This is a genomic window from Pseudoalteromonas sp. NZS71 (genome assembly GCF_015864715.1).
Lineage (GTDB): Bacteria > Pseudomonadota > Gammaproteobacteria > Enterobacterales > Alteromonadaceae > Pseudoalteromonas > Pseudoalteromonas arctica.
Map to the genome: position 1 here is coordinate 93043 of NZ_JADYWS010000012.1, position 25983 is coordinate 119025.

Consider the following 25983-nt stretch of genomic DNA (forward strand, 5'->3'; position numbering starts at 1 on the left):
TAGACGTCTAGCTGTCAAGCATTTAATAATTTATGAGTTAAATAAAACTGCCCATGTAATACGAGCCCGCATATCCAACCGTGTAACAAATTAATAAATGCAGCGATAAACGCAAGTAACTCATAAAGGTAAGCGCTTTAACTTTACTCATGGCAATAATGCCCGCAGCAGACCCAATGATAAGCATTGAACCGCCCACGCCCGTTGCATAAGTAAACGACAACCAGTGTTGTTGGCTCATTACTATATCGGCTTTTAATAATGCAGCGGTAAGCGGTACGTTATCGACCCCTGCTGATAATATGCCCATTAAGTAGTTTGCGTACTCAGGTGCCATTACCGTGTATAGGTCGGTAAATTTACTCAACATACCAATTTCTTTAAGTGCGCCTACAAGTAAAAGTACACCTACAAAAAACAATAATGTGTCGTATTCTATATCGCGAACAAAATCGATTATGTCTTTGTTAATGTCTTTTTTGCGCATTAAAAATTGCGCGACTAAAAACATCACTGATAAGCCAAACAAGAAGGTTAATAAAGGCGGTACGCTGTAAACTACACTCAGCATAAGTGTGCTCACTACGGTAGATAAAAATATAACGGCGATGGTAATGTCGGTTTTTTCAATGCGGGTTTTACCTGCACCAGCAAACTCAACACGCCCTTTCATACCGATAGACAGTAACGCAGCTAGCAGCATAACGCTTGCAAGAGCTGGCGCTATAAGTAGTAATAAATGAGCAATGGTTACTTTGCCATCTAAAAATATCATTAGTGTGGTTACGTCACCTGTTATTAGCGATACCCCACCTGAGTTAACACCAAATACAATAAGCGTGGCGTATTTAATGAGCTTTTTAGGTTCAAGTTTTAACGACATAACAACCGCAAGCGATATAAGCGTAGCTGTTACGTTGTCTGAAATCGACGAAAACAAAAATGCAAAACCACCCACCAAAAACATGAGCTTTTTTTCGCTAATACTTTTTGGCATAACACGATGCACAATATTTTCTATAAACCCCTTTGAATTTAAATACGCTACAAAGGTCATTGCAGCCATTAAAAACAGCCATAATGAGGCAATTTCTAAAATATTTTCATTTAAAAGGTGTTGAATCGTATCGGGGCTTTGCCCGTGTAGAGGGTATATAAAAAGAAGAATCCAGCAAAGCGTACCAAAAAACAGCGTGGTTTTAGCTTTATTGACATGGATTATATCTTCTATAACGATCAGTAAAAATGCAATCGCTATCAGGGTTAGAATAATCGAGGAAACCATGGTAGTTAAACAACCTTTGATATAGTTTTAAAGAACACACAAATAACATTCCATTTCATGTGCCTATTTTCGGCGCGAATTTTAGCACTGCCTCTATGCAAAAACTATTATTAAATGGTCTTAAAAACGAATACTATATACAGACAAGGTTAATTAAAAATACGTAATAATGAGTCTTCTAAAAGAACTCAATAATAAAATACTAGGATGTTGTAACCTCTTATGATCCCAGCTAAAAAGCTGCTAAACACCATAACCGAACATTGGGGTGTATTAGAGCTATTATTTAAACGTTTTAAAATGGCTGACTTTAGCCTAAAAGACGTACAAAACGCGATTAAGCAAAAGCAGCCTACGTGGTCAAACGAACGCATTTATAAAGAAACAAATCGCTTGTTAAACCAAGATATTTTAATTCCACTGGCTAAATCTTCTCAGCTTGAAATAAATCGTGCCATTGCCGATTTTGCTACGTTTTTACTGCAAGAAGAGCATTTAGGCTTAGCGCAAGAAATTAGCGTATTAGTCGACGACCTCGCACGTTTAGGTAACCGCCTAGATAACGCTGGCGAAATAGAAGACTTTGACGATTTACGCCGCTACAGCCGCATTATGGATGATCGGGTGCGTAAAATAATGAAGCTATACGCACACAACGAAAACGCTATTTTAAATATTGTTGAACAAGCTAAATCTAATAATGCGGTGCAATCGCTGCAAAAGCGTTATAAAGCGGTAATAGAAGCGTTTGACGAATACATAGAGCCAATGCTTGAAATGGTTGATATTCGCGGTGAATTTCATGCATGTTTTACCCTCATTGAAGAGCAAATAAGTAAGCAAATACTGCACATTGAGCGCTCAGGTAAAGCGTACAACGACAAACGCATGCTGGAGCAATTACGTACCCGTATACTCGAAATGCATTTAGTGGGTCGAGAAAGCTTACGTAAAAGTGCCGACATGCTTATGCCGCTACGCGAAGAGTTACGCCGTAATAACTTAATTACTCGCCAAGCAGCCAAAGTACTTGGGCTTGTGCGCAAAAATGGCGTAGACAACATGCTAAGTGCTGTACAGCCACATTTTGTGAGCGACGCGCAGCGATATTCGCTTGGTCAGCAACGCCATATTGTGGCTTACATGGCAAGCTTGGTTGAATTTGAACACGAAGAGTACCAATTGCCCGATCAACAAGACGTGCCTGCATTTGTTACGCCTAATATTCCTGACTACAACGATGTTAAAATCAGCTTTGCTAAGCGCTTTAATAAAAAACGCAAAAAGCCGCAGCCCTTGCTGCAATTTTTAGACGAAAGCTACCCAAATCTCGATGCCGACGAAATGCTATTTTTGTATCAAAAATTAGTCAGCGACAGCGATATTAAAATAATTCAAAGCGATGAAAAAGCCCGCGTAAAAATTGCCGGTCAGCACTTTTCTTTATATCCATTTAATTCAGAGCCTCAGCCAGATTCAAAGGCAGGTAAATAAACCATGACACACATAAACTTAGACGAGCTAACCCATCTACAAGCCATAAATAAAAAATTAGTAGCGGGTTATCACATTTGCGAGCAAGACAACGTAATGTGGCAAGAGCTTGACCAACACATAGAAGACTACACCGCCCTATTTACCGCCCTAGGTAACGATTTAAAACGCGACAGCCGTGGCTTTTATTACTTTGGTAGCGACGAAAGCACACCCAATATGGGCAAAATATCTCGCGCTATCGCACTCACCATTTACATTTTAATTGAGCACTACGCCAATACGGGTAAAGATCCAATGCGCGCATTGTTTGACGACGTAAACGATTTAGAGCTTATGCAAACGCTGGTACAAATTAACAAACATTTGTTTGATCAGCTTGAGATATTTTCAGGATCTGATTTGCGCAAAGACGTATACCTGCGCATGGTACGCTTAGGTTTAGCCCGTGAAGTAGAAAGCGGCTTTATGCTACAAGCGCCAATTCACCGCTACATAGATGCACTCATGGAAGTAAACGAAGAAACCTACATTACAGAGGACGAGGAATGAAAAATCTATACGGACTAAGTAAACTCGCCCTACTTAACACCGCAGGCTATGCAAAATGTGTGATCCCGCTTGATAAAAGCAGCTCTATTTGCGCGCCCAATAACACAGGTAAAAGCTCGGTTATTAACGCCCTGCAGTTCCCGCTTATTAACGATTTACGCTTAACAGAATGGGACGGACACGATTTAGATGAAACCCGAAAGTTTTATTTTTCATCCGATCAGTCGTACATTTTACTAGAAGCTAACTTGCCTCATGGCTCGGTAGTTATTGGCGTGGCAGGGCTTGGTAAAATTGCCGGTTACGCGCATCAGTACTTTTGTTACCAAGGAAAGCTTGATTTAGAGCAGTACACGCAAGGTAAAACTATTATTAAATTTACCAAGCTGTTCAACCATTTAAAATCGCTTAACTACAACCCTATTGAGTTAAAAGCACAAGAGCTAAACGCGCTATTGACTGGCGGCGCAACGCCTTTTGACGGCGACATAAACTTAAAAATGATCCCGCTAAATAATGTGCAAGACTCTTCTATTTATAAAGAAATATTTAGACGTATTCTTAACTTACACAAATTAGGCGCAAGCGACGTAAAACGCTTTATGCTACGCGTGTTTGAACGCCATATGTCGAACTCTAAGGTCGACTTTTATGAAGTATGGCGTCGCTCGTTTGATAAAGTAAACCGCTCAAAACGCGAACTAAAAGCCCTTGAGTCAATGCAAGAGCCAATAGCCGCGCTTGAATCAATGCTTGAAAACCAAACCGTGCTTAAAGGTAAATTAGCGGCGTATGCACCTAAAATTGACCAAGCACTGATTGATTTTGATACCTATCAAGAGTCGCAACTTAATGAGCTGGGTATAGCGCTTGAAGATATAGAGCACGAAAAACACGAGTTTGAGCAAAAGCAAAGCCTATACGTACAACAATCGCGCGACATAGAGCGCCGACAAACTCAAATTGAGCAGTGGTTTTTAGATTACGATGCGCTTAAAAGCGAGTTTGAACTGGTAAATAAAGCCACCCTTAAAACCAGCCTGACTCAATTAAAACAAGATTACGAGTCGCTTTCACACTCTATAACCAGCGCACAAGGGCAAAGCCTACATACGCTTGACTATCGCATTAGCGAAACACAAAAACAAATTAAGAGCTTAAAGCTGCAACTTAAAAACCTTGAGTTTAATTTGTTTACCCGCATGCGCGAAGACCTCTCGTTAAAAGAAGTAGAGGAAATATCGCGCATTTTAAACCCCGATATTCTCTCGTTTGCAACCACCACTAATGGCGATATAACCATTGATGATGAAGACGCGTTTGGTGAGTTTTTATCGCTACTTAGCGAAAACGTTAAAGGCGGCGTATTAACGCTGCCAGGTGCGAGCATTAAGCTTAAAAAGCTCTCGCCTGTGCAAATGCAAAGCGGCGAAAACAAAGAGCAATTAACCGCTCAGCTCAGTGCACTTGAGCATTCACTTAAAGAATTTAAACAACAACGCGACGTTGCTGCAAACGTTGCCGACAAGCAAAAAGAAAAAGACGCGTTATACGATGAGCTTATGAGCGCTGAGAGCGCGCTAAAGCGCTTAGAGCAGTTTGATATAATGCAGCAGTCGGTTGAAGCGCAAGCCATGCTAAAAGAGCAATTATTAGCTGAGCGCGAACAAGTTGACGACTACCTGCAAGATATTCAAAAAAATAGTGGCTCAATTGCCGATCGCCGCTCGTTAATTAAATCGAAACAAGAGCAAATTAATCGCCAAACTGAGCGCTTACGCCAAGTTAAAAGCGAGCGAATTGACCACACGCTTGATTTATACAGCGGCAAAGTGACCCCGTACATGATTGATATTACGGTCGACTTTGATAACTTAAGCGATCTTGTTCATCACTTTAATAAAGACTGCCAAGAGCTGCGTAATTTTGACATAAACGTACGCAACACCTATTTACATGTATATAACGCGGGTATTACTAAATTCGACAACGAAAACGACGAATATACTAAATACCAAAAGCTAATAAGCGCCTTTCATAATATTGATAACGAACGCGATGCGGTTGAACGCCAAGCACGCGTTGCGCTCACCGAAGTGGCTGCAACTATTAAAGGCTTACGAGAAGATTTAGACCGACTTCGCCGCGAAATGAACAGCTTTAATAAAGGCATAAGCCAGCACCGTATTTCAAACCTGCAAGCGTTTAAAATTAACGTCATACCGCGCAAAATGCTGGTTGATAGTATAGATACCATTATCAGCACGTCGCATCAGTTTGAGCAAGGTGACACGCTTGATTTACTTAGCCAAGAACCGTACAGCGAAAGCGCGGTAAACGAAGCGAAAGATCACTTAATTAAACTCGCCTCAGATAAAGCGGGCTTAACACTTACCGATTTATTTGATATTCGATTTGAAGTGATTAACCGCGCAGGTGAAACAGAGCACTTTGAAAAAATAGATTCGGCGGGCTCAAACGGCACACGAATTACTATTAAGTTATTGTGTGGCATGTTGTTTATTCGTTACTTATTGAGTGACCAGGAACAAAACCTATACCGTATACCTATTTATATAGATGAAGCGGCCGACATTGACCCACAAAATCAAAAAGCAATTATAGAAACCGCACTAAGCTTTGGTTTTGTGCCTATATTTGCCTCAGTTAAGCCACAAATAAGTTGTGACTACATTGTGCCTATTCGTTCAGTAAAAGACGGTGCACAAAACTGGGTAGACGAAAAAGACTGGATTGAAGTTGAACACAATTAATTGGCCGTTAAGGCAAACCAACTAAACTAAAATATAGGACGTTTAAATAATACACATTTAAACTATGTGTGTTATTTTAAATTAATGCATTTTATTGGAGCAAACGTAATGAAAAATATACTTATTGTTGCAGCGCTAGCACTTCTTACAGCCTGTACACAAACCCCAGATTGGGATTACGATAAATCAGCTAACTTTAGTAATTTTAAAACATTTGCTTGGGTAGAAAACGCCAGCCTAACTAAAGACACAAATAACTATCAAATTAATGGCCTAATGGAAAAGCGTGTTCGCACTGCCGTTAATGCAGAATTGAGCCAAACACTAGGTATGAGTTTAGTTGATGCAGCGCAAGCTGATGTACTTGTTAACTATCATGCATCGGTAGATAAAGAGCTTGAAGTAGACAACTTCAATATAAACTACCGCCCGCATTGGGGTTATTGGGGTACTGGTTTTCAACGCGATACAACTGCGCGTGAATACGAAGTGGGTACACTGATTATTGATATTGTGGATCGTGAATCAAACCAGCTAGTATGGCGCGGCGCAAAAGAAGGTCGATTAAAGAAAAATCAATCGCCAGAAAAGCGTGAAGCATCAATTAATAAAACAGTGAGCGAAATTTTAAGTAACTTCCCGCCGCAAAAGCAGCAGTAAGTTAAAATTAGCTATAATTAAGTTTTAAAAGAGCTCACAGTACGTGAGCTTTTTTGTGGGTGTGTATTTTTGGAACTTTTAAAATAAAGTTATTACGAGCTGCGCCCGTCACGTCAGCAAGCTGCACGTCTACAAAATAAACACCGGATTAAACTTTACCTGTAGGCGCTAAGCTTGCTTGCGCGAGAAGCGATAGCTTCTAATCACTTACCTTTACCTAACGCTATATTCAACCTTAAATTACGAGCTGCGCTCGTCACGTCAGCAAGCTGCACGCCTACAAAAAACACCGCGTCAAACTTTACCCGTAGGCGCTAAGCTTGCTTACGCGAGAAGCGATAGCTTCTAATCACTTACCTTTACCTAACGCTATATTCAACCTTAAATTACGAGCTGCGCTCGTCACGTCAGCAAGCTGCACGCCTACAAAAAACACCGCGTCAAACTTTACCCGTAGGCGCTAAGCTTGCTTACGCGAGAAGCGATAGCTTCTAATCACTTACCTTTACCTAACGCTATATTCAACCTTAAATTACGAGCTGCGCTCGTCACGTCAGCAAGCTGCACGTCTACAAAACAAACACCGGATTAAACTTTACCTGTAGGCGCTAAGCTTGCTTGCGCGAGAAGCGATAGCTTCTAATTACTTTATAGCGCTATATTCCATCTTAAATTACGAGCTGCGCTCGTCACGTCAGCAAGCTGCACGTCTACAAAAACACCGCGTTAAATTTACGATTTATACTTATGCAGTAACTCAAGCGGTATATGACAGTAATCATCAGGATGATTAGTTAAACGGTCTTGGTGCTCAGGATCGCTTGGCACGTAGTTAGTTAGCAGCTCGACCCCTACCACAATTTTATCGGCATCACTTCGCTGGCTTATATAATTGCTAGCGACCTTTAAATGATCTTGGCTTTTGCTATAAATGGCAGTGCGATATTTAGGGCCTACGTCATCCCCTTGTTTGTTAACGCTATACGGATCAATAATCTCAAAAAAGAAGCCAAACAGCTCGTTTAAGCTAACCGCTTTTGTACTAAATATTACTTTTACACACTCAGCATAACCGTCGTATTCGCCTTGTGTATTATCATTTGTTCCATTAGCCCGTCCTGCTTCAGTACTTATTACACCAGGTAAGTGCTTTAAAAACTCTTGCACACCCCACAGGCAGCCACCTGCAAAGTAAATAGTATCTTGCTGTTTTATATTCATAATAAATGTGACCAAATTTGTTAGATGCATTAACTTTGCAAATGATTATCAAATGCAGTTTTTAATGAATTAATGTACAATCGCGCCAAAATCGCAGTTGTTTAATTGAATTATTTTATCACGCCTTAAAAGTGTGTTCTGAATTTAATTGTTACCGTAATTGCATATAAAAAATGAGACACACAACATGAAATGGTCACCGCACTTTATACTCCCTGCACTGCTATGCAGCGCGAGCAGTTTTGCCTACGGCGAAGCTGTAACTGATAAAACTGAGGCATCACCGGCAATCGAAAAAATAACGGTTGAGGCATCACCCACTGCAAACACATTACCTGTAGGTACATTTGACTCTCCAGTATCTAATTTAGAGTATGACCCACGTGTTGATTTACAATCACGTAATATGGCTGAAGCGCAAGCCGATGTGACTATACGCGGTGGTATTTTTGAAAATACCGGCTTTAGAGTTGGTAGTGCTACTTTACTTGACCCACAGTCTGGTCATTACTTTGCTGAAATTCCTATTGCACCGCAAATGCTTACCGGCCCTTATATTTTAACAGGCGCAGACAATGCACTTAATGGTGCTAATAGCTCTGTAGGCACTGTATCGTTTGGCTGGAAACCAATTAGCACGGGCGGCAGTGTATCGGTAGGTACTGGCACAAACGATTTTAACTTACAAAGCTTACATGCAGCTGTAAGTATGCCCCTTGAAGGCGCAAAGGATTGGAAGCTTGGTTTTGAAGGTGAGATTTCTCACTCACAAAGCGATGGCACTATTGATAACGGCGATCACGACTTTACGCGTGCATCGGGTCGCGTTCAATTAGCTGGCGCTGATTCTCAAACAGATTTGTTTTTTGGCTCACAAGATAAGTTTTTTGGTTGGCCAAATTTGTACACTCCATTTGGCGTTAACGAAACAGAAGAGCTAGAAACCCGCTTATTAATGCTAAACCATAAGCAAAATTATGCGCAGGATAGTAACTTTGAAGTGTCGGCTTATTACCGCACACACGACGATCATTATATTTACTCTCGCGAAAATCCAAGCGCTTTTGAAGCGTTTCACAAAAGTGAAGTTAAGTCGTTAGCGCTATCGGGGCATCATGCTCAAAGCGATGTATTTGCTGTAAATTATTCAGCACAGTTTATTGACGACTCAATTGAATCTACCACGCTTGAAAACAACTTTACCTCTCGTAAGTATTATAAATTAAGCGTATTGCCTGAATACAAAATGGCGCTTGAGGATAATAAACAACTTACATTTCGTTTAGGCGCTGCGTTTGACGATACAAATAGAGACGACTCTGAACTGTCACTTATTGGTGATATAACGCTTAATACACAAAACAGCAAAGGTTTTGAGCGCACGTTTTATTTATCGTACGCAGAGGCAAGCCAAGTAGCAGGCTATACCGCCATTGGCGGAAGTGATTCAGGCGGGTTATTTAGAAGTAATTACACCCTTGAGCGCGAAACGACTAAAAGCCTAGAGCTGGGTTTATTAGTTGATGAGCAAACTTGGCAACTTAATTCGGCTATTTTTTATCGCAAAGATGACAACTTAACCGATTGGACGTTTAATTTTGATTCAAGCTCTGCGCGCTTTGCAAACCCTGTAGATATAAATACGACGGGCGTTGAGTTCTTAGCAACTAAACACTTTGAAACAACCGAAATTGTAGCGAGTTACACCTACCTTCATAAATCAGAAAATTACGGTGCGGCAGATATTGACGCTAGTTTTTACGCATTAAACTTTCCTGATCACCGCCTAACACTCGGCGCAGTGTGGAATCCTACTGATATATTGCAGTTTAGAATAGATAACGAGTGGCGCAAACAGCACGAAAATGCGCTGCGCGGTAGTGACGACGATGCTTTATTTACTCATTTAACGTTAAAAATTACGCCGCCAATGCTAAAAAACTTATTTATTACTTTAGCAGCAGATAACTTATGGGGTGAATCGTTTGAAGAGATACCTGGTACACCAGGGCGAGGCGAGCAATATACGTTAAGCGCAACGTATAGTTGGTAGAATTGAGCTATCACATTCAAAGACCTGTTTATTTAAAACAGGTCTTTGAATAAATATTTAGCAAAGAATAAACGACATACTAAATATTAAGAGCTTTGATTACTCAGCTTATATTGAACCAGAACGACATTGTCTTTTTCTTAGCTCATTATCAATTTGTAAAGGGCGACTAAGCTCATCTGTAAGAACCTGCGAAACAACCGTACCGGTTTCAACTTCTTGTATCCAGATTGATATTTTATCCCCTTCCCTTTTTCTATTTAGCATGTAGCTTTTATCAGAATCTAAATTAACGTTAAAATTAACAAAAGCTTCTTTTTGACTATTTAAAACATCAGGGTTTGAAACACTCGCCTTTACCCATAAATCATGATCACCACTGATATACTGCTTTGGTTCAGCCCATTGTGTAGGTTTTTTGTTAAAGCACATCAAGTGGACATATTCTAGATCTACTCCCTGCTCTCTTTTAAAGTTTTCGAGTCTAAAGTGGTCTTCTTTAATATCGGTTTTAATTGGTAAGTTTGAACAACCTAATAAAGTCACACCTAATGTAAATGCTGTAAGTAAATTTTTCATTTTTATTTCCTTTTAAAAATTAAGATTGAACGAAATCACCTATAAATGAGATTTATAAAAAGTATCTTACAATTTCCTATATTAGCAACAAAGTTAAATGTGTCTAATATTTCGCCATTAAATAAATTAACGACTGCTTTTAATAACCTTATGAAGATTTTTATTAATAATATATTGTAAATAGATGTGTATTAAAAACGAGGATTAAGTTAGCTCTTCAAGCTCTGTAATAAGCGCTAAAGCCTGTGCATTTGTTGACCCGCACACATCAAATGTGGCGCTAAAATCACTACATACTTTTGGTCGACTTTCATCACCAAATAACTTACATAAATTACGTTCATCTAGCTGAATACAACGCTCTCCGGCTTTTTTACCATTTGGCATACCTGGAATAGGCGAACTAATACTTGGCGCAATACAGCATGCGCCGCAGCCTAGCCTGCAATTCATCGATTCGGTTTTCATAATTTCCTCGGTATAAAAAACACTTACTTTAATTTCTTTTTAGGAACTTAATTAATCGCATAGTGAGTTGTAACACACACATGTAATGCTTTGTTACATCTTAAAACAGCTTGTAAACACTTTATTGCGTATTATTGCTCTGTCACCACCAATTATGAAGGAATGCCTTGTGGCTACTACAAAACAAATAATACTCCCAATCGCTGTTTTAGCAGGCGGTATTGCTTTAGCTTTCGCCTTTATGGCAATGAAAAAACCACCCGAAGAAAAGCCAGAGCAAGATTTACGTCCTTTAGTAGCAACACAAAGCGTACTTTTAGATTCTATAACGCTCGATGTTAAATCGTACGGCATTGTTAAACCAAAGTATCGTACCGAGCTAATAGCACAAGTTAGCGGGCAAGTTATTTCGGTATCAGATCAATTTGTAGAAGGCGCGTTTGTAAAGCAAGGCGATATTTTAGCACGAATTGATGCAAATGATTACGAAGCAGACTTTATTGAAGCGCAAGCGGGTTTAGCACAAGCAAGCTCAGCACTTGAAATAGAACGCGCGCAAGCACATGTCGCTCAAGCTGAGTGGGAGCGCATTAAGTCAGACTCAAGCGACGCTATCGCATCAGAACTTTATTTGCGAAAACCACAGCTTGCAGAAAAATTAGCGCGTTACCGCTCTGCTCAAGCAAGTGTTAAGCGTGCTAGCCGCAATCTTGAGCGTACTTATATTAAAGCCCCTTATGATGCCATTATTAATGAGCGCACAATTAGCTTAGGTTCAGTAGTAAACCCAGGTAATAGTTTTGGTGCATTGAGTGCAACCTCAGTTGCAGAGGTACGTTTGCCAGTTGCCGACCAAGAACTGCAATATTTAAAAAATGGCGGCGTAGGCTCAAATGTTACATTTAACGCAGAATACGCGGGTAAGCAAACAATGTGGCAAGCCAAAGTAATTCGCACCGAAGGTGTGGTTGATCAAACAAGCCGTATGAGCTACTTGGTTGCACAACTTGCAACACCTTATGGCGATAAAACACGCCCCCTTCGTTTTGGTTCATACATTAACGCTACCATTGAAGGTCGCCCGCTTGATAACGCAATTATTGTTGCGCACCATTTAGTTAAAGATAATCAAATTGTAATTTTAAATGACGATTTAACATTATCGTTTAAAACTCTCAATATTATACGCGAACAAAACGGCATGATTATAGCCAGCCAAGGGCTAAAAAATGGCGAGCAAATTGTTACCTCAGCGCTTGAGTATCCAACTGAAGGTATGGCGGTAAAAGTTGAAGATATTGCGCCTGATAAAACTGATGTAACTCAACTTGCGCTGAAAGAGGAATAATCATGAACACTCGTGAAACAGGGTTAATAGCATGGTTTGCCCGAAATCCCGTTGCTGCCAACCTACTAATGATATTTATATTAGTGGGCGGTATTTTAATGGCAATGACCATTCGCAAACAAATGTTCCCACAGTTTGAAAGTAACTGGATAAGCGTACAAGCGGTTTACCCAGGTGCAGCCCCGCAAGAAGTTGAAGAAGGCATAACCATAAAAGTTGAGGAAAACCTCGAAGGTATTGAAGGCATTAAACGCCTAATTACTTACTCTAACCGTGGTTTTTCACAAGCGTGGATTGAAATAGAAGAACAATACAATCCACAAGAAGTACTTGATGAAATTAAAGTACAAGTTGATTCAATAAACACCTTTCCTGCGGGAATGGAGCGCCCTGTTGTTCGCCGCGATAAGTTTGAGCAAGAGGTAATGATACTCGCGCTTTATGGCGACATGAGTAACTACCAGTTAAAAGAGCTTGGCAACGATATAAAAGATGAACTGCAAGCACTGCCTCACGTTAACCTTGTTAATTTTAACGGCGGTTTAGAATACGAAATTGGTATAGAAGTTAGCCCCGATAAACTGCGCGAATATGGCTTAACATTTAGAGATATTGCAGGCGCTGTACAAAACTTTTCGGCCAATATGTCGGCGGGGCAAATACGCTCTGAAAACGGTTATATTTCGATGCGTGTTGAAAAACAAGCCTACCGTGGCTTTGAGTTTGAAAAACTCCCCCTTATTACCCTTGCTGATGGCGCACAAATTTATTTAGGCGATGTAGCAACCATTAACGACGGCTTTGAAGAAGGCCTACAATATTCTAAATATAATGGTAAAAACTCACTCTCGTTTGAAGTAAATGCATCAAAAGATCAAGATATTACCGATGTCGCAAAAGTTCTTAAAAGCTACATGGCGGCTAAAGAGCCACTTTTACCTGCAGGCGTTAAGCTATCTCCTATTGTTGATTTAACTTACTACCTTGAAGGTCGACTTGATATGATGGTCGATAACATGATTTGGGGGGGCTTGTTAGTAATGATAGTGCTGGCACTATTTTTACCGTTACGCTTGGCATTTTGGGTAATGATGGGTTTACCGGTGTCTTTTCTAGGTGCCTTTTTGTTTATGCCCATTGGCTTTTTAGACGTAACAATTAACCTAGCCTCTCTTTTTGCCTTTATACTTGTGCTCGGAATTGTTGTTGATGACGCCATTGTTGTGGGCGAGTCAGCCAGTGCCGAAATAGAAAAATACGGCCACACACTTGATAACGTAGTACGCGGCGTAAAACGTGTTGCGATGCCAGCAACCTTTGGTGTACTAACAACTATTGCGGCATTTTTACCACAAACACTCGCAACCGGCCCTGGCGCTGCTTTTTCTAAGGCAATTGGTGGCGTTATTATTTTATGTTTGATTTTTTCACTCATTGAATCAAAACTAATTTTACCTGCGCATATTGCAGCAATGAATCCGCGTAAACCAAATCCTAAAAACCTATTACATCGCTTACGTATGGTAATTGATAGTGGTTTAAAAGGCTTTGTGAATAACTACTACCTTCCTTTTGTTAGCCGCTGTATTCACTACCGCTATACCGTAATTGTTGGCTTTATGTGTTTGCTTATTGTAAGCGCAGGTATGTTTGCAGGTGGTTTAGTTAAGTTTGTACCAAACCCTAAAATACCGCACGACTTTCCGCGTATTGATATAGAGATGAACCTTGCTTCATCTGAGCAAGCAACGCTTGAAACTGCACGTAAAATAGAAAGCGTGTTGTTAAAGGTCGATCAGCAACTACAAGAGCAATACGGTAAACCGATGATCCGCGATTTATCGGTAAGCCTGCGCGGACGAACTGAAGCAAATATTATGGCCATTTTGGTAGAGCCTGATTTACGCCCTATCGACACCTTTGCCCTAAGTGCATTATGGCGTGAGCAAATGCCCGCTTTACCAGGCATTAAAACCATGACCATTCAAGACAGTATAATGAATGGCGGTCGAGATGATGGCGACGTTAGCTTTAAACTTGAAGGCAAAAATGCTGACGAGCTAAAAGAAGTGGCTGGTAAATTAAAAGCCAAATTACAAACAATGGAAGGCGTTGGCGACGTAAATGATTCAATGCAAAGCGCTACCGACGAAGTGCAACTTGATTTAAAACCACTCGCTTACAGCATGGGTTTAACGCTTGCTGATGTCGCATCGCAAGTTAGCTTTAGTTACTACGGCTTAGAAGCGCAGCGAATATTGCGTGAAGGCGAAGAAATTAAAGTCATGATTCGCTATCCAGAAGACGAACGTAACTCAATAAGTGACATAGCAAGTGTGCGTATTATTACACCTACTGGCGCTGAAGTACCGCTAAGTGAAATAGCCGAAGTTAAGTTGGTTGACGGTGTAAACCGTATTCGCCGCGAAAACTCTAAACGTACTGTAAATGTATGGGCTGCGGTAAATACCGACCAAGCCGAACCATTTGCAATTGCAGAAGAAATTCGTGACGAATACTTACCAACATTACTTAAAAGCTACCCTGGCGTTACAAGTGATGTAGCTGGGCGCATTCAAGAAGAGATGGACAGCGCTTCAGAGCAGCTTCGTGACTTTGGTATATCAATGATGATTATATTTGCCTTGTTAGCCATTCCACTTCGCTCTTACTCGCAGCCACTTATTATAATGTCGGTTATTCCGTTTGGTGTAGTGGGCGCGATGTTTGGGCATATGATTTTAGGTATGACCATGAGTAGCTTATCGATGTTTGGCATTATTGCTGTAGCGGGTGTGGTCGTAAATGATTCCCTCGTTATGGTTGATTTTGTAAACAAAGCACGCGCTGAAGGTGTTGCGATTAAAGATGCTGTAATGCAAGCCGGTGCTCGTCGCTTTAGAGCTATATTACTCACCTCAATCACTACCTTTATTGGTGTAATGCCAATTATTTTTGAAACGAGTTTACAAGCTAAAATTGTTATCCCGATGGCTGTATCACTTGCTTTTGGTGTGTTATTTGCCACAGTAATTACACTGATACTTATACCGTGCCAGTATGTTGCACTAGAAGATGCTAAACGATTAGTACGTAAAATGCGTGGCAAGCCACCACTAGTAGATGCCCAACCAGCGCCTACTCACAGCTAAATTAAGTAACATCCCAACCAAAAAAGCTCGGCATATTATGCCGAGCTTTTTATTTTTAGCTTAAAAATGATATTCACCTATTTGCTAACAATACTTCTATTACTTATTTTTTAACACACAGGATAGCTTTGGCAACAGTCCTAATAATTGAGAGAAATATTGCTCGTTTTTTATCCCTAATACGTTATGGTATTTAAATAATAAATAGACATAATAAAATTAAGGAACAGCCATGAATACATCTCCCTCTGATCATATTCCTCAAGAAGCCTTTGATTGGTATGACGAATACGCCCACGGTTTAATGGACCGACGTACTTTTATGAAAAAACTCGGTGGCCTTGCTGCTCTTGGCTTTTCGATGGCTGTACTTACATCAGCATTATTACCTAACTATGCACTTGCTGAACAAGTATCGTTTAATGACGATGATATTAAAGCAACATACGAAGAATTCGATTCGCCAGACGGGCACGGTAAAGGCAAAGGTTACTTAGCAACCCCTAAAAACATAGAAGGTAAGCTCCCTGTTGTACTTGTGGTACACGAAAACCGTGGATTAAACCCATACGTAAAGGATGTAGCAAGACGCTTAGCGAAGGTAGGCTTTATTGCATTTGCACCCGATGCGCTATTTCCACTGGGTGGCTACCCTGGTAATGATGATGAAGGACGCGCTATGCAAAAAACCATGGATCGCGCTAAAATTCAAAACGATTTTGTAGCCGCAGCACACTTTTTAAAATCGCATGCTAACAGTAACGGTAAGTTAGGCGCTGTCGGTTTTTGTTTTGGCGGCTACATTGTTAATTATTTAGCGGCAGTAGATAGCAACTTAATCAGCGCCGGAGTGCCTTTTTACGGTACTCCAGCCAGTGAAAGTTTACGTAAAAATATTAAAGCACCATTAATGATTCAATTGGGCGAGCTAGATAAACGTGTAAACGCGTCTTGGCCACAGTACGAACAAGACTTAAAAGCTAATAACGTTGAATACACTATGCATATGTATAAAGGGGCAAATCATGGCTTTCATAACGACTCGACAGGTCGCTATGATAAAGACAATGCTGAGCTTGCATGGCAACGTACCGTTGAGTTTTTTAATAGAAAGCTAAGTTAGCGAATAAAAAATAATGCCACCAGTTCTAAGCTAGTGGCATTATTAAAAATACTTGGTTTTTTTATCAACTTTAAACTTTTTTGGTACGCATAACTAATAATGACAACAAAACGAGTAAATAAATACTTAAAGAGCCACCGCTACTAGAGCCATCTTTATTTTCGACTTTTGCAATTTTTTCTTCTTTAACACGTGTTTTAAACCTTACTAGTTCTGCATCTAAATTAGTACTCATATCACTAACCGCTAGATTAAAGCCCTCTGCCGACTTTTCAGATAACGTTTCATCAATACCGATTGCTGTTGTTCTTTTTTCAAGCTTACTTATACCAGGTGCTCTAAATAGCATTTTTCTACTTTTAATATCAAAAACAGCTGTATCCACAAAGGTTTGAATTGTATTTTCATTACCTGGAATAACGTACATACCCACTATTGTCCAATAAAGTAAGGCTGCATTATTTTCATACGATTGCGTAACTTGATCATATGAAACCAGTGCCATTACATCTACATCGTAAAGCCTCCCGACTTGCTCGAGTGTTGCAAAACCTTCACCTCGTTTTAAATAGGTACTTGGTATAACTTCAATGCGGTCAATGTAATCATATTGTAGAAATGACTTTTTTACTTTTTCGAGTAACTCAACTTGGTTTTGGGTCTCTAACCCGTCTGGCTGCCAGTTTTTAGACGGTACAAATGCAATTCCAACAGTAACAGGGAGTTTTAAAACAGGTATTTCAGGTTTATAGGTAGAGCGACTTTGTTGATCAGGATATAAGAAATCCATTAAGCTACTAGATTGCGTATTTTTACCTGTATTGTTACTCACAAACGAACTACAAGAAGCAAGTAAGGTCGCCATAAAAATGATTATATATTTATTAAATCTCACATTTATTCCTTTTTATTTTTAATTTAATTCAGTTACGTGCCAAAGCTCACCCGATGGTCCCCATAAGTAAATAACGCGACCCCAAGGTTCTTGTTTTATACCCTCAAAGCGGATATCAAAACCGTTTAAATTACTAATGAGTTCGTATGCTTCATCTATATTTAACACACAAAGTTGCAGCATTAAGTTTTCAGCAAACGTTTTATTATAATAACGCTGTAAAAATAACGTACATTCGCCAAAAGTACACACGCATAAATCATTTGAGGCATCTTCAATCTTAAATCCAAGCGCTTTATAAAAGCGCTGAGATTGCTCATAATTTTTACAGGGAATAAAAATTCTAATATCATCAACTTGCATAACTCTTCCTTAATTAGCTCAGTACGCTTTTATCAATAATTCCTTTATTGACCAACTGCTGCAAAATAGCTTGGGATTTTGCTCTGCATACATCACGTAGTAAACGCACCGCAGGGGTTATTGACTGCCTACTTGGGCAAATAAGCCAAAGTTCACCATTAACATGTTGATAATTTGGCATTACAGTAACCACCCTGTCATTGAGTAAATCATCAGCCATATCAAGAGCCGACTTTACAGCTAAGCCCTTACCCGCAACGCACCAGCGCCTGACTAAATCGCCATCGTTTGAGGCGCGCCTGCCATCCATTTTAACTTTATATTTTGATTCACCATCGGTGAATTCCCACGTATTATTTATAATATCCTGCAACTGATAAAACAAACCTTGATGCGACGCTAAATCATCAGGATGCACGGGAGTCCCGTTTTGTAAGAGGTATTCGTGAGTTGCACATAATAAGCGCGGTACGTTACAAATTTTAAAACCATAAACGCTAGCATCATTAGGCGAGCCATAACGAAGTGCTATATCAACTGAGTCACGATAAAAGTCGATATTACTATCACTTATATGGGTTCTTAAACTTAGCTTTGGATAAGTGTCCATGAGTTCATCAATCCATGGGATCACCAAGTTACGCCCTAAGTCAGATGAAAGTGCAACACGCAATTCGCCTTCTATTTCGTCGTGTTCACCTTTAAGGTTTTGTTTTGCGAGCTCAAGCACTGCTAAAGCCTGTTCACATTGTGGTATGTAGCGCTCCCCAGCAGCCGACAACCTCAAATGACGTGTGGTACGAACAAACAGCTCGCTACCAAGCGCTGACTCCACGCGTTTAATAGCGGCGCTTGCTGTGGCTGTACGCATATCTAACTTAGCAGCTGCTAGCGTAATACTTCTAAACTCAGCGACTTTTAAAATAAGTTTTAAATCTTCTATGTTCATATTATCTATTTATATTTGATAATGATTCAATAATTATGCTGTTTATCTAATGCAAAGCAAGCTGTATTATCTTCGCATAAAGTAATTAACACGTACTTTTAATCGCAAACCCTATAACTTTTGGAGATTAAAAATGGCTCACCCAATTATTAATGACTTAGAAAAACGCTACACTGCAAAACGTTACGACGCCACTAAGCGCGTATCGCAAGACGATTTAGCCGTTATTTATGAGGCTATGCGATTGTCTCCTTCATCTATTAACTCGCAGCCTTGGAAGTTTATAGTTATTGAATCTGATGAGGCTAAAGAGCGTATGCATAGTACATTTGCTAATAAATTTGCGTTTAACCAGCCACACATTAAAACAGCTTCGCATATAATATTATTTGCTCACAACCCTAAATATACCCGCGATGATTACGCACAAATCATTGATGCAGATATTAAAAATGGTCGTACTAAAGCAGAAAATCGCGAACAAGCTTTTGGTGCTTACGCGTTTGTTGATATGAATACTGATGAGCAAGGCGTTAATGAAGAGTGGACTAAAGCACAAACTTACATTGCACTGGGTAACACTATGCATGCAGCTGCACGCTTAGGTGTTGACTCTACTCCAATGGAAGGCGTAGATGCCGAGCTGATTGGCGAAGTTTTTGAAAAAGAACTTGATGGTTACGTGTGCGACGTAGCATTAGTACTTGGCTATCACGATAGCGCAGAAGACTATAATGCTAAATTACCTAAATCTCGCTTGGCAAAAGAGCAAGTTATTCAGGTTTTATAAGTAATACGTTATAAACTTAAATGATAACAATATTAAAAAACCACTTATTTAAATAAGTGGTTTTTTGCTTTAAAGCAGTTTAACTTACTTGAAGCTGCGCAGCTTGAATGTATTGCACTAAATCTTCAATAGAAACCACGGTCATATTATGTTTATTAGCATAATCACTCACCTCAGGTAAGCGCGCCATTGAACCATCTGGATTTGTAAGTTCGCAAATTACGCCAAATGGTTTTAAGCCGGCAAGTTGCATTAAATCAACTGATGCTTCGGTATGACCACGACGAACTAATACTCCACCCGTTTGTGCTTTTAAACCAAATACATGCCCTGGGCGCGATAAATCACTTGGTTTGGCGTTATCGGTTGTCGCTGCTTTTATAGTAGTTACTCTATCAGCAGCAGACACACCTGTTGTAACACCATGCTTAGCTTCAATAGTGACTGTATAAGCGGTGTTATTTTGACTTGTGTTGTTGGTTACCATTTGCGGTAAGTCGAGCTGTTTAATGCGCTCCTCCCCCATGCATAAGCAAACAATACCGCTGCCTTCGCGGATCATTTCGGCCATTTGAGAAGTCGTTAAATGCTCAGCTGAAAATACAAAGTCGCCTTCATTTTCACGGTTTTCATCATCAACAACAAGTACGCCTTGCCCTTGCTGTAGTGCAGCAATTGCGCTTTGTACGCGGATATGGCTTTCGCCGAATTGAGTAAGTAGAGACTGAATCATCATTATATTCCAAATAAAAAATAATAGATTCAGGACTGTGAAAGGATCAGTAATACATCGCTTTAAATTTAAAACGATCACTACCAAAATAGCTTAAATAAAATAACAAAAAGCACGCAGCAAAAAGCAGCGCACACTGTTATACCAACGGCATTAAATCAGTAACCTATTATAGCGCTAAAAAAATAGCTCACTTAACGCGATACAATGATCGTGTCTTTAATAAAATTGGTATTAGTATAATAAGCCATATTCTCTTTCATCCGGACTGTAACCGTCGGCTCTGGCATCTCACCAGATCTGCTGACCTTTACTGAACCTAGGTTAAATAAAGCGCTCGCGGGCTCGTTTAAGTTATAAATAACATTAAACATACCGCCGGTGGGGAATTTCGCCCCGCCCTGAGAATGTACTTTTATAACTAAAGCGCTATAAAAGCGGGCTTATTATACCCTTTAACTTAATTACTTATCAAAGGTAAGTGAATAAACTTCTAACAAAGCTCGGTATTTAATGAGGCTTTGACTACTTTACCTTCATTTATGTCAGCGGTGATTGTACAAGTAGCGCCGTTTACTAAATTTAAGTTAGGTGGAGCATGACCAATATCGGCATCAATAATCACAGGAAATAAACACCCACCTAGTGCAACATCAAGCGCGTGGCGGTAATCAAAAGAAGCATCTTGACCTTGAGTGATCACGCTGCGACCAATAATAATACCGTTTATATCGTCAAATATACCTGCTAATTTTAATGAAAGTAAAAACCGTGCAACGGTTGTTGGCGTCAGCTCTGAGTTTTCTAGGTATAAAATAAGCCCTTCGGGTGCACTGTGTTTTTTAAATTCATGTAGTGCCAAAAATGGAGAGTCGAGTAATAAGCCGACTGTATCTAAGCACCCACCAAATAAACGACCCGACATTTCAATAGTGCGTGCATCAAAGTAATTTAAACACTGCCACTGAGTAACTTCTGTGTGTTCAAACAATGCATTTGGGTTTTGTACGTAATCAGGTCTATTTTTTTGATAATGCGATGACGGTGCTTGCTCAAATTTGCTACCTGCTTCATAACTTAGTGTTTCAAATATTTGCAGGCAATAAGGACTTTTTTCGTCAGGATGTAACTGCATAAGATTAGCGCTGTGTAGTGTTGCCCATTGGCATTTTGCCGTGAGTGCGCATGCAATGGTGCTTACATCAGAGAACCCAACTAACCATTTAGGCTTTGCTTCTTTAATTGCATTAAAATCAAGTAGGGGCAGTATTTCCATTGCAAGCTCGCCACCAAATGGAGGCATAATTGCATCTATCTCATCATCTAATAAAAAACCCATTAACTGCTGAGCGTGCGCTTTAGCGTTAAGCTGTCCATGCGGTTTGCTTTGACGTAAAAACTCTCCTTCAACAACATCATACCCTCGATGTTTTAATCCATTAATAACAATGTCTAATCGTGCATGGTACTTTTCTTTAAGGCCTGATGAAAGTGAACAAATTGCTATTTTTGATCCTACTTTTAAAGGCGCTGGGTAAAGTATATTAGCCATATATTTTCCTTTTTAGAGAATACGTTAATACCAATTACATTAAATCAGCGAGTTATTTGATGCGCTAAATGCTCATGTTTTTAGTAAATTGATATAAGTACCTACTATACCAACATAGACCATATTTATAGAACATGAATACTGTACAAACGCGCCTACCATTAAAGGTTAAATTATAGACATAAAAAAACCGATGTAATTACATCGGTTTTTATTTAAAAACGTTAAAGTGAGTTATGCGTTAAAGATACTCAACTTCAATAATTTCGAACTCAACAATACCTTTTGGCGTTTGAATAGACACTGCGTCGTCCATTTGTTTACCAATTAAGCCACGTGCAATCGGTGAGTTAACAGATATTAAGTTGTTTTTAATATTTGCTTCGTCATCGCCCACAATACGGTATTTTACTTCAGCATCGGTTTCTATATTTACAATAGTCACCGTAGTGCCAAAAATAACTCTACCGGTATTTGGCATTTTAGTTACGTCGATAATTTGAACATTTGAAAGTTTAGCTTCAATTTCTTGAATACGCCCTTCACAAAAACCCTGTTGCTCACGCGCAGCGTGGTATTCAGCGTTTTCTTTTAAGTCACCGTGTTCACGCGCAACAGCAATGTCGGCGATAATTTTAGGACGGGTAACTGTTTTTAATTCGTTAAGCTCTTTACGCAGTAAATCTGCGCCACGAACTGTCATCGGAATTGATTGCATACTTTTCTCACTTAACACCAAGGCCCTAGTTGGCCTTGGCACATTTCCTTAGTTCAATCGCAGATGTAGCTCTTGAACTGACGTCACTTTGCTGCGGTCATCTGCTTTATTAGCAGTACAGTTAGCGAATGCCGCGTTCAAGGTTGTCGTATAGTTGGTTTTATTTTGCAATGCACCACGACGTAACACCTTCGAATCTTCGATCGCTTGGCGACCTTCGGTGGTATTAACGATATAGCTGTACTCTTTATTCTTGATATAATCAAGAATATGCGGGCGGCCTTCATATACTTTGTTTACACGTCGTACTTCAATGCCAGCTTCTTCAAGAGCTTGTGCCGTGCCACCAGTTGCGTCAAGTTCAAAACCTAAGTCGGTCATGATTTTGGCTAATTCAACAATACGTGGCTTATCGCTATTACGAACAGATAATAGCGCGCGACCACCGCGTGGTAAAGTGTTGCTTGCACCTAATTGTGCTTTTGCGAATGCTTCGGCGAAAGTATCACCAACACCCATCACTTCACCTGTTGAACGCATCTCAGGACCACGGATTGGATCCACACCCTGAAACTTAGCAAATGGTAAAACAACTTCTTTAACGCTGTAGTAAGGAGGGATCACTTCTTTAGTAATACCTTGGCTTGCTAAAGACTGACCAGCCATACAACGTGCAGCTACTTTTGCAAGCGCCACACCGGTTGCTTTTGATACAAACGGTACAGTACGTGCAGCACGCGGGTTAACTTCGATTAAGTACACTTTGTCTTCTTTTACTGCAAACTGTGTATTCATCAAGCCAACAACACCAAGTTCAAGCGCCATGTCGGTTACTTGCTTGCGCATTACATCTTGCACTTCTTGTGATAAAGAATGTGCTGGTAATGAACAGGCTGAGTCACCCGAGTGAACACCCGCTTGCTCAATGTGCTCCATAATACCGCCGATAATTACTTGCTCGCCGTCACAAATTGCGTCAACGTCAACTTCAATCGCGTTATCTAAGAAACGGTCCAGTAATACAGGTGCTTCGTTTGATGCTTGTACAGCTTCGGTCATGTAGCGACGTAAATCATCTTCGTCGTATACAATTTCCATTGCACGACCACCTAGTACGTACGACGGGCGTACAACTAATGGAAAGCCAATTTCAACTGATTTAAGTAAGGCTTCTTCGGTTGAAGTTACTGTTGCATTTTCTGGCTGAAGTAAGTTTAAACGCTCAACAAGTTGTTGGAAACGTTCGCGGTCTTCTGCACGGTCAATCGCATCAGGTGAAGTACCAATCACTGGTACACCATTCGCTTCAAGCTCACGCGCTAGTTTAAGTGGTGTTTGACCACCGTACTGTACGATAACGCCTTTTGGCTTTTCAACACGTACGATTTCGAGTACGTCTTCAAGCGTAATTGGTTCAAAGTATAACCTGTCAGATGTATCGTAATCGGTAGATACCGTTTCAGGGTTACAGTTAACCATAATAGTTTCGTAACCGTCTTCGCGAAGCGCAAGCGAGGCATGTACACAACAGTAATCAAACTCAATACCTTGACCGATACGGTTTGGACCACCACCAATAACCATGATTTTATCACGATCTGTTGGGTTAGCTTCACACTCTTCATCGTAAGTTGAGTACATGTAAGCAGTGTCTGAGCTAAATTCTGCTGCACACGTATCAACACGTTTGTATACTGGCACGATGTTTAATAAATGACGTTTTTTACGAATTTCAGCTTCAGATACACCTGCAATTTCTGCTATACGCGGATCTGCAAAGCCTTTACGTTTAAGTTTACGTAGGAAGTCAGCATTTAAACCCGCCATGCCTACTTTCGCTATTTTTGCTTCGTCTTTTAAAATGTCTTCTATTTGTACTAAGAACCAGCGGTTAACTTTAGTCAGTTCGTAAACATCATCAACACTCATGCCATGGCGCATTGCATCGGCAATGTACCAAATACGCTCAGCGCCTGGCTCGCGTAGTTCACGAATGATTTTTTCTTTTGCTTTAGGATCATCAAGCGCAACTATCGGGTTAAATCCCGTTGCACCCACTTCAAGACCACGTAATGCTTTTTGCAACGACTCTTGTTGGTTACGACCAATTGCCATTACTTCGCCAACTGATTTCATTTGCGTAGTTAAACGGTCGTTTGCACCGGCAAATTTTTCAAAGTTAAAGCGAGGAATTTTTGTAACAACGTAATCGATTGAAGGCTCAAAAGACGCGGGAGTTTTGCCACCCGTAATGTCGTTTTGAAGCTCGTCAAGCGTATAACCTACTGCTAGTTTTGCTGCAATTTTAGCAATTGGGAAACCCGTTGCTTTTGATGCTAATGCAGATGAACGTGATACACGTGGGTTCATCTCAATGATAACCATACGGCCATCTTCAGGATTAATACCAAACTGCACGTTAGAACCGCCAGTTTCTACACCAATTTCACGTAATACTGCCATAGAGGCGTTACGCATAATTTGGTATTCTTTGTCGGTTAGCGTTTGCGCTGGTGCAACGGTGATTGAATCGCCAGTGTGAACACCCATAGGGTCAAAGTTTTCAATGGTACAAACAATAATACAGTTGTCGTTTTTATCACGTACAACTTCTGTTTCGTACTCTTTCCAACCAATCAGTGATTCATCAATTAGTAATTCGTTCGTTGGCGATAAATCTAAGCCACGTTCACAAATTTCTTCAAACTCTTCTAAGTTATACGCTACACCGCCACCGGTGCCGCCCATAGTAAAAGAAGGCCTGATAATACATGGTAAACCAATGCGCGTTATGATGTCTTTGGCTTCATCCATAGAGTGAGCAATCTCAGCACGAGGACATTCAAGACCAATATTTTTCATTGCTACGTCAAAGCGCTCACGGTTTTCTGCTTTGTCGATTGCATCAGCCGTTGCACCAATTAGTTCAACACCATGTTTAGCCAATACACCGTGCTTGTCTAGTTCAAGCGCACAGTTTAATGCCGTTTGACCACCCATTGTAGGCAGTACTGCATCTGGCTTTTCTTTTTCAATAATTTTTTCTACCACTTCCCAGTGAATTGGTTCGATGTATGTTGCATCGGCCATATCAGGGTCGGTCATGATAGTTGCAGGGTTTGAGTTAACTAATATAACTCTGTAGCCTTCTTCTCTAAGTGCTTTACACGCTTGAGCACCAGAGTAGTCAAATTCACAAGCTTGACCAATTACAATTGGGCCTGCGCCTAAGATAAGAATGCTTTTTATGTCGGTACGTTTTGGCATTATTACT

The 25983-nt window shown here is 40.2% G+C and carries 20 protein-coding genes and 1 riboswitch; of the genes, 9 read left to right on the plus strand and 11 right to left on the minus strand.

The window, feature by feature from the left end; translation table 11 throughout:
- Nucleotides 1-37: 37 nt before the first annotated feature.
- A complete protein-coding gene (gene nhaD / locus I6E85_RS09905; RefSeq protein ID WP_007375803.1) occupies nt 38-1285 on the minus strand; it encodes a sodium:proton antiporter NhaD in 1248 nt (415 codons plus the stop codon).
- Nucleotides 1286-1507: 222 nt separating this feature from the next.
- Here nhaD and I6E85_RS09910 point away from each other — a divergent pair, with 222 nt between their 5' ends.
- The 4 genes from I6E85_RS09910 (at nt 1508) to I6E85_RS09925 (ending at nt 6765) form a co-directional block, all read left to right on the plus strand.
- Nucleotides 1508-2779: a hypothetical protein gene (locus I6E85_RS09910; RefSeq protein WP_007581902.1), complete on the plus strand. Its 1272-nt coding sequence runs from the start codon at nt 1508-1510 to the stop codon at nt 2777-2779.
- 3 nt (nt 2780-2782) lie between these two features.
- Nucleotides 2783-3331 carry a hypothetical protein gene (locus I6E85_RS09915; protein WP_024590859.1) on the plus strand — a complete coding sequence of 183 codons (549 nt, stop codon included), beginning with the start codon at nt 2783-2785 and terminating at the stop codon, nt 3329-3331.
- Nucleotides 3328-6105, plus strand: coding sequence for a hypothetical protein (locus I6E85_RS09920; RefSeq protein WP_024590858.1), 2778 nt, complete (start codon nt 3328-3330; stop codon nt 6103-6105). Before I6E85_RS09915 ends, I6E85_RS09920 begins: the two co-directional genes overlap by 4 nt.
- 108 nt (nt 6106-6213) lie before the next feature.
- Complete coding sequence (locus I6E85_RS09925) at nt 6214-6765, plus strand: DUF4136 domain-containing protein (RefSeq protein ID WP_007581899.1); 552 nt, start codon at nt 6214-6216, stop codon at nt 6763-6765.
- A gap of 732 nt (nt 6766-7497) precedes the next feature.
- On the opposite strand, the gene I6E85_RS09930 is transcribed toward I6E85_RS09925, so the two are convergent.
- Nucleotides 7498-7986, minus strand: a complete 489-nt coding sequence (locus I6E85_RS09930) for a peptide-methionine (S)-S-oxide reductase (RefSeq protein WP_024590857.1) — start codon at nt 7984-7986, stop codon at nt 7498-7500.
- 187 nt (nt 7987-8173) lie between these two features.
- Between I6E85_RS09930 and I6E85_RS09935 the strand changes: the two genes are divergently transcribed.
- Nucleotides 8174-10039 carry a TonB-dependent siderophore receptor gene (locus I6E85_RS09935; RefSeq protein ID WP_024590856.1) on the plus strand — a complete coding sequence of 622 codons (1866 nt, stop codon included), beginning with the start codon at nt 8174-8176 and terminating at the stop codon, nt 10037-10039.
- A 108-nt stretch (nt 10040-10147) separates the two neighbouring features.
- Here the strand turns inward: I6E85_RS09935 and I6E85_RS09940 are convergent, their stop codons facing one another.
- The gene (locus I6E85_RS09940) at nt 10148-10618 is read right to left on the minus strand and encodes a hypothetical protein (protein WP_024590855.1); all 471 of its coding nucleotides are present in this window, start codon (nt 10616-10618) and stop codon (nt 10148-10150) included.
- 204 nt (nt 10619-10822) lie between these two features.
- The gene (locus I6E85_RS09945; protein WP_008134548.1) at nt 10823-11086 is read right to left on the minus strand and encodes a YkgJ family cysteine cluster protein; all 264 of its coding nucleotides are present in this window, start codon (nt 11084-11086) and stop codon (nt 10823-10825) included.
- 169 nt (nt 11087-11255) lie between these two features.
- On the opposite strand from I6E85_RS09945, the gene I6E85_RS09950 reads away from it, so the two are divergent.
- The 3 genes from I6E85_RS09950 (at nt 11256) to I6E85_RS09960 (ending at nt 16709) form a co-directional block, all read left to right on the plus strand.
- On the plus strand, nt 11256-12434 hold the full coding sequence (locus I6E85_RS09950; RefSeq protein ID WP_024590854.1) for an efflux RND transporter periplasmic adaptor subunit: 1179 nt from the start codon (nt 11256-11258) through the stop codon (nt 12432-12434).
- Between the two features lie 2 nt (nt 12435-12436).
- Nucleotides 12437-15586 carry an efflux RND transporter permease subunit gene (locus I6E85_RS09955; protein ID WP_024590853.1) on the plus strand — a complete coding sequence of 1050 codons (3150 nt, stop codon included), beginning with the start codon at nt 12437-12439 and terminating at the stop codon, nt 15584-15586.
- A gap of 232 nt (nt 15587-15818) precedes the next feature.
- On the plus strand, nt 15819-16709 hold the full coding sequence (locus tag I6E85_RS09960; protein ID WP_024590852.1) for a dienelactone hydrolase family protein: 891 nt from the start codon (nt 15819-15821) through the stop codon (nt 16707-16709).
- Between the two features lie 70 nt (nt 16710-16779).
- Here the strand turns inward: I6E85_RS09960 and rhlP are convergent, their stop codons facing one another.
- Genes rhlP through I6E85_RS09975 form a run of 3 tightly spaced genes read right to left on the minus strand, consistent with a single transcriptional unit; the run spans nt 16780 to nt 18916 of the window.
- On the minus strand, nt 16780-17574 hold the full coding sequence (rhlP, locus tag I6E85_RS09965) for a rhombotarget lipoprotein (RefSeq protein WP_050581775.1): 795 nt from the start codon (nt 17572-17574) through the stop codon (nt 16780-16782).
- Nucleotides 17575-17622: 48 nt separating this feature from the next.
- Nucleotides 17623-17967, minus strand: a complete 345-nt coding sequence (locus I6E85_RS09970) for a lactoylglutathione lyase (protein ID WP_197236914.1) — start codon at nt 17965-17967, stop codon at nt 17623-17625.
- Between the two features lie 13 nt (nt 17968-17980).
- Nucleotides 17981-18916 (minus strand): LysR family transcriptional regulator, encoded by a 936-nt coding sequence (locus tag I6E85_RS09975; RefSeq protein WP_024590850.1) that lies wholly within the window; start codon nt 18914-18916, stop codon nt 17981-17983.
- Nucleotides 18917-19049: 133 nt separating this feature from the next.
- Between I6E85_RS09975 and I6E85_RS09980 the strand changes: the two genes are divergently transcribed.
- Nucleotides 19050-19706, plus strand: a complete 657-nt coding sequence (locus I6E85_RS09980) for a nitroreductase family protein (protein WP_024590849.1) — start codon at nt 19050-19052, stop codon at nt 19704-19706.
- A gap of 79 nt (nt 19707-19785) precedes the next feature.
- Here I6E85_RS09980 and ribB read toward each other — a convergent pair whose 3' ends face one another.
- The 4 genes from ribB to carB form a co-directional block, all read right to left on the minus strand.
- Nucleotides 19786-20439 (minus strand): 3,4-dihydroxy-2-butanone-4-phosphate synthase, encoded by a 654-nt coding sequence (gene ribB / locus I6E85_RS09985; RefSeq protein WP_024590848.1) that lies wholly within the window; start codon nt 20437-20439, stop codon nt 19786-19788.
- A 247-nt stretch (nt 20440-20686) separates the two neighbouring features.
- Nucleotides 20687-20852, minus strand: a riboswitch (FMN riboswitch).
- Nucleotides 20853-20932: 80 nt separating this feature from the next.
- On the minus strand, nt 20933-21991 hold the full coding sequence (locus tag I6E85_RS09990) for a S66 peptidase family protein (protein WP_024590847.1): 1059 nt from the start codon (nt 21989-21991) through the stop codon (nt 20933-20935).
- 241 nt (nt 21992-22232) lie between these two features.
- Complete coding sequence (gene greA / locus I6E85_RS09995) at nt 22233-22709, minus strand: transcription elongation factor GreA (RefSeq protein ID WP_024590846.1); 477 nt, start codon at nt 22707-22709, stop codon at nt 22233-22235.
- A 48-nt stretch (nt 22710-22757) separates the two neighbouring features.
- The gene (carB, locus tag I6E85_RS10000; protein ID WP_010553418.1) at nt 22758-25976 is read right to left on the minus strand and encodes a carbamoyl-phosphate synthase large subunit; all 3219 of its coding nucleotides are present in this window, start codon (nt 25974-25976) and stop codon (nt 22758-22760) included.
- Between the last annotated feature and the right edge of the window lie 7 nt (nt 25977-25983).